This is a genomic window from Blautia sp. HCP3S3_D9, assembly GCF_052063845.1.
GTDB lineage: Bacteria > Bacillota > Clostridia > Lachnospirales > Lachnospiraceae > Blautia_A.
On record NZ_JBQHWS010000176.1, the window covers coordinates 1 to 5,643 of the forward strand.

Sequence of the window (5,643 nt, forward strand, 5' to 3'; positions counted from 1 at the left end):
CGGAATTACAGCCTTTACTATAATAAGCAGCAAGCATATTCGCAGCATATGATTTTCCGAATCTGCGCGCTCTGCTGTTGCAGATATAAGCTTCTGTTGTATTAAGTACACTGTTCGTATATTCCAGCAATCCGGTTTTATCAACATATATCGGAGAATTCAGTGCCACCTGAAATGCACTGTTATCAGGATTTACAAATCTGCCCATTCATTACACCTCTCAATCAAAAATGGCCCCAGGCTATCAATTATTTTACGTAAAATAATGATAACATGAAACCATTTTAGCGTAAAGCTGAAAACAACGTTCTCTTTAAAACTACTGCACCTCTTCCCAATAATCTTCCGCATCCTGGATATCATCAAATTCATCTATATGATCATAATAAAAGTCTTCCGGATCATCATAATCATATACATCATACATATCCATGCTTCCATTTTTAGCAATGCTTTTATAACTTTTCTTCTTGTTTGATGATGTAGTATGAACATACTTTATCACCTGGTTCACTCTTCCATTTCGGCAAACAGCATCATATATTTTTACCCGATTACTGTCATACCAAGTATATCTGTACTGCACCTCCTGCGTTCTCTTTCCCGGTGTATCACGCCAATAATGCTCTTCCTTTTTATCTTTTGCACTTCCAAGAATCGTACTGTTAATATATTTCTCAGCCATACCTTTATAAGGTACGTCTTTCGCTATTTCTTCTCTCTCTTCTTTTTCTTTCTGTGCTGTATATTCTTCATATTGAGACTTTATCTCTTTTTTAACTGTCTCCATCTCTTCTGCATATTTTCCCGTATATTTGTTTTCATTCGGAAAGTCCCATGTAAGTCTGTAAAGTTTCTCAAGTCCCACATCATCTGCAACACCCTGACAATACTTTGCATATTTAAGAATATACGTAGTATCTTCATAATCCCTTGGAAGCTTCTTTAACAATTCTATTGCCTGTTCATACTCATCATTTTCCATATACGATACTGCTTTTTGGTACTGCTCCTGTTTCCTGCTCTCTCTTAATTCAGCTTCCCGTACCTTAGCTGTTTTCTCACTCTGAACTGCAAGAAAAGGAAAAGATATGACTACTATCAGCATAGTAGCTATGATTATAATTTTCTCTTTCATAATTCTGAATCTCCATACAGACTTCTACTCTTTGCCTTAATCCATATGATTTTTCTTATAATAACGTATTGTCAGCGACGCGCCCTTCCCTTTCGGAGGAGAACTGATAATTTGATCATCATTACACATTAAATTATACATTGCCTGACAGCATTCAGGCATATGATGATTCTTTCCTGGATATCCGCCGTATTCTCTATGTATAGTTCCAGAATTCAAATCTACGTATTCTCCATAAATTGATTTTAAATGAGACAATATTATCTCTTCAAAACTTTGTGTATAAGTCATCTCATATTCCTCTACTTTTCCCGAAATTTATATTATTGCTAACTTCTCATTATTTTCCTACTCAAACACTTAAAACTCTGATAAATACTGAGTTGTTCGTAATTTTGTTGGTGGATAAATGAGTAGGTATGTTTACTTAGCAAAAAACTTTAAAACCTTTTGTTTTAGCTAATAACAGGGTGTGAGTAGGAAAAAAATGGGAAGTTAGCAATTATTCTGTTAAATGTTAATATTTATTGATTAAGCAGTGAGCCCCCAACAAGGCATAAATTACCTTCTAAGGAACATATGGTAACAGTTTCCATTGCCGGAACAGTGGTTTCCTTAAGAGCGAGCGGATAGCAGGGACACGGAAACCAGATTATTCATTAGAAGAAGCGAATAAGATATATGCCATGGTTTGGATAAAGATTCAACATCAGTGGGAATCCATCACCCAGTTGCAGAAATTACTTAGCAGACATGGAATAACAGTTCCGCCTGAGTACTAAACAGATAATTGCACTCTGCTCCGGAAAGATATGCTTTACTTTTTTGGAAAAAGGTGCTCTAAATTTTAATTGGAATACTCAGCCTTCTGTAGAAAAACTCAATGATATCATGTTGCTCAAATTCCATAGGTTTCAATAGGAGCCATTCATCAATAATCAGTAGGATTAAGTTGGCATATTTCGCTTGCACTTTTTTATATGTTCTATCATTACGCACCATTTCCAGTTCCAAAAGCATATCTGGAAGCCGGACATATTTTGTCTTGTAGCGTTGCTTACATGCTTCCATCCCAAATGCGCAGGCAAGGTCATTTTTCAATTTATAAAATTTTCAGAAACCTTTTACTGATTGATTATTTTATTTATCCGTTGATTAAGTGGTCAGACCCCGGCAGGTTTTCCTGCTCTTGTATCTTCCAATGCACAAAGAGCTTCAATCTGTGCACCTCTTGGCTCATACATTGGTTTTATTTTGGTATCTTCTGTTTCCTGTTCAAAGTCATATTTATCAAGATCTTTTGCAACTGCAGGACGGTGCCAGTTCTGGGAATATCTTTTTAATTCTTTATCATCAATTATGATGGAATGGTTTTCAAACAAGTCTTCAAATGTATAAAAAAATTCAGCATAGTTTTCCTGATCTTTTTTGCTGCTGAAACGGTAGTTCCATTCTATTCCTGAAGTCAGCGCACTTCTTGAAATATTGGACGATCCAATGTAAAGTTCACTATGATCTGCATAATGGAAAATATAAGACTTTGGATGAAAAGAACGTCCTTTTTCGCAGTAAAATCTAAGATCAACTCTGTCACCGAGTTTTCTTTTAATCAGATATAGTGCAGACGGCTGGGTGATTCCGAGATAGTTTCCTGTCAGGATTCGGATTTTTGCTCCACGTTTTAGAGTGTTTTCCAGTTCCTGAAGAAGCATTTTTACTCCGGATTCCATAAGGAATGAAACAATGATATCAACGCTTTCTGCTTTCTTCATACTCTGTATTAACCGATAATACAGTTGTCTTCTTTTATCAGGTCCGCCGGTCATAGCATCTGTGGAATATTCATTTTCATATCCGATGTTCATTTTTTCTGCATAATTAAGTTCAGCCATTTTTCCTCACCTCTTCCCGGTCGGACATCTCCTGTGATCCAGTGTTCTTCTATTTGCAGATTGTGTATCTCCTGTACAAAATCCGCAAATGTGTCTATTGTAAAGTCTGTAAAATATCGTCCATTTCGCTCCCCTTCATACTTTCCATATTTGAAAGAAGTATAAATCCATCCACCAAGTTTCAATGCTGCGAGCATTTTCTTGAAAACCTCTTTTAGTTCTTTTTTCGGTAAATGAAGAATGGAAGCACAAGCCCATATGCCGTCGTATTTCTCATTCACTTTCAGTTCCTGAAACAGCATCTGTCTGACTTTGATTCCAGTATGTTTACTCGCAATCTGGCATAACTGTTCGGAACCGTCTATTGCTTCTACCAGATAGCCCTGGTCTAAAAAATATTTCGTATCCCTTCCTGTGCCGCAGCCAAAATCGAGGATATATGCTCCCGGATTAAGCTTTTGCAAAAATCTGTCCTGCATTTCTGTAAACTCTACGGAAACAGTTCCAGACGCAAAGGACTGTGCATTCTCGTTATAATAATTTAAAGTCTTATTCATCATATCTGTCCAATTTCCAAATGTCTCTTCAGACATCATTTCTCTTTTTTATTCTTTACTTCCTAAGTCATCTGATAAAGCTAACTACTTTATGTCATATTATACAATTTTTCGACATAAACAGCAACAATTTTCGTTCGACATTACCTATTATATTCAATTCACTGTAATGCAAAAAGAGACATACCTTCTACCTCTGATATGTCCCTTTCTTTCTAAGCAATTCTTGTTACTTTATTATTCAGTTTTAATATTTACGCTTCTGCGTCCATCTCCGCCTTAATCTCATCCTCGCAGTCTGCCATTGCCTGCAGTGTCATAGTGAGCAGTTTCTGCAGTTCCCAGCCGAGTTGTTCGGCGCCGCGTTCGATTACTTCTCGGGAGCAGCCTGCGGCGAAGCCTTTGCTCTTGTATTTTTTCTTGAGGGATTTGAGTTCCATGTCTTTGGTGCTTTTGGATGGTCTCATGAGTGCTGCTGCCCAGATGAGACCGGTGAGTTCGTCGGCGGCAAAGAGGACTTTTTCCATTTCGTGTTCCGGGGCTACGTCGAGGGTTGTGCCGCAGGCTATGGTGATGCCGTAGCCGTGGGATACGACTGCGTGGATCACGTCTTCGCCTACGCCGGCTTCGCGGAGCATTTCCAGGGCTTTGAGGCAGTGTTCTTCTGGGTAGAGTTCGAAGTCGATATCGTGGAGGAGTCCTACGGTTCCCCAGTATTCTGCATCTTCTCCGTAACCAAGTTCGTTGGCGTACCATTTCATTACTGCTTCTACAGTCAGGGCATGCTGAATGTGAAATGGATCTTTGTTGTATTTCTTTAATAATGCAAATGCTTCGTCTCTTGTAATTGTCTTCATTATAATGTCACTCCTCGTTTCTAAATCTTAAAGATGATATTTTGCCCCAATCAAGTAAGTCCTCTGTTTCGATTGTGAAAAACAATAAGCAGTAGGTGGGACTTGCTTTCTTTGAATTTTGTTTGGCATTTAATTTGAATTTTTATCTCTCAATCTGAATCTGACATACTTCCATTGCCTTCAGTGCGTTCTCGTGGCTTTCTGGTGTTACGCCTGCGCAGCATTTGGCGTCTACGATGATCGGGACTTCCGGGAGGGAGGCTTTGACGAGGAGGGCGTTGGAAATTACGCAGATGTCGGTGCATAAGCCTACGAATGTGATACTTTCAATCTCGTCTTCTTCGTTCATTGCTACCAGTTCTCCTGCGAGGTCAGTGGAGCCGAAAGTTTCTTTGTCGATTGGTTCTGTTTTTCTGAGAGCATCCAATTCGCTTCGGATCTGCCAGCCTTCGGTGTCTCTGATGCAGTGTGGCACCGGGAGTTTCTTGCCTTCCTGAGTGTCGAGATAGTAGGTTTCGTGGGTGTCTCTGGTGAAGAGGACGGTTCCGTCAAAGTTTTTGATCTTTTCTTCTACGTTAGGTACAATCGCTACGGCTTCTTTTGTGCCGAGGGCTCCGTCAATGAAATCGTTCTGCATGTCTACAACAACTAATATTTTCTGCATAATTTTTTCCTTCCGTTTCTATCTGATTTTCGCGCATGTTTTCAATCAAATGTTCCCACATATGCGCTTGAATTATTTTTTATTACTATACAACAATAAAGCACTTTTGTACAGTTTACTTTACAAAAACAGTGCTACCGTCCACATAAATTGCGAACAGCAGCACTGCAATCCTATTCTTATATTCTCCAGAGACTGACCTTTACTTTCCCGCCAGATGCGAAATTCAGTTCTTCTGTCCATTGTTTCAGGGTTTCTTCATCTGCGTACCATATGATATGTTTCGTATGGTTTTCTTCGTATTCGAAGGACAATGCGCCACTGTTTGTATCTCGCTGCGGCTCTGCTTTATATTGCTGGATGAGTTGTTCGATTTCGACTCTTTTCTTTTGTGTTGCTTTCTGTGTGCCGTTTTCCCAGTCGTATCCGCCATTGGAGAGTGCGAAGGAAATGTCTGGCAGGTCTTTGAATTTCGTGTACATTTCTTTTATGAAATCCAGATCTGCTTTTGGTCCGGGGTCGGTTCCGTTTCCAT

Annotated in this window: 7 protein-coding genes and 1 pseudogene; all 8 read right to left on the bottom strand. The window is 39.1% G+C overall.

Features of this window, described 5'->3' with window-relative positions:
• Positions 1-208 (bottom strand): AAA family ATPase (locus ACTNES_RS19090; protein WP_441040401.1); only part of this gene is annotated, 208 nt, incomplete at its 3' end.
• Positions 209-319: 111 nt separating this feature from the next.
• Positions 320-1,138, bottom strand: coding sequence for a hypothetical protein (locus tag ACTNES_RS19095; RefSeq protein ID WP_441040402.1), 819 nt, complete (start codon positions 1,136-1,138; stop codon positions 320-322).
• 840 nt (positions 1,139-1,978) lie between these two features.
• Positions 1,979-2,239, bottom strand: coding sequence for an ATP-binding protein (locus ACTNES_RS19100; protein ID WP_334303502.1), 261 nt, complete (start codon positions 2,237-2,239; stop codon positions 1,979-1,981).
• Positions 2,240-2,322: 83 nt separating this feature from the next.
• Positions 2,323-3,030: pseudogene (locus ACTNES_RS19105) on the bottom strand (phospholipase D-like domain-containing protein); the annotation flags it as partial.
• A complete protein-coding gene (locus tag ACTNES_RS19110) occupies positions 3,000-3,587 on the bottom strand; it encodes a class I SAM-dependent methyltransferase (RefSeq protein ID WP_441040405.1) in 588 nt (195 codons plus the stop codon). The gene ACTNES_RS19110 and the pseudogene ACTNES_RS19105, both read right to left, overlap by 31 nt.
• A gap of 254 nt (positions 3,588-3,841) precedes the next feature.
• Complete coding sequence (locus tag ACTNES_RS19115; protein ID WP_441040403.1) at positions 3,842-4,444, bottom strand: HDIG domain-containing metalloprotein; 603 nt, start codon at positions 4,442-4,444, stop codon at positions 3,842-3,844.
• A 142-nt stretch (positions 4,445-4,586) separates the two neighbouring features.
• A complete protein-coding gene (locus ACTNES_RS19120) occupies positions 4,587-5,108 on the bottom strand; it encodes a cysteine hydrolase family protein (RefSeq protein WP_291811664.1) in 522 nt (173 codons plus the stop codon).
• A 179-nt stretch (positions 5,109-5,287) separates the two neighbouring features.
• Positions 5,288-5,643 (bottom strand): hypothetical protein (locus ACTNES_RS19125; RefSeq protein WP_441040404.1); only part of this gene is annotated, 356 nt, incomplete at its 5' end.

Bases quoted from the DNA above. Each gene is read 5' to 3' on its own strand.
- ACTNES_RS19095 (WP_441040402.1), bottom strand. From the start codon at position 1,138: ATGAAAGAGAAAATTATAATCATAGCTACTATGCTGATAGTAGTCATA.
- ACTNES_RS19120 (WP_291811664.1), bottom strand. From the start codon at position 5,108: ATGCAGAAAATATTAGTTGTTGTAGACATGCAGAACGATTTCATTGAC.
- ACTNES_RS19110 (WP_441040405.1), bottom strand. From the start codon at position 3,587: ATGAATAAGACTTTAAATTATTATAACGAGAATGCACAGTCCTTTGCG.
- ACTNES_RS19115 (WP_441040403.1), bottom strand. From the start codon at position 4,444: ATGAAGACAATTACAAGAGACGAAGCATTTGCATTATTAAAGAAATAC.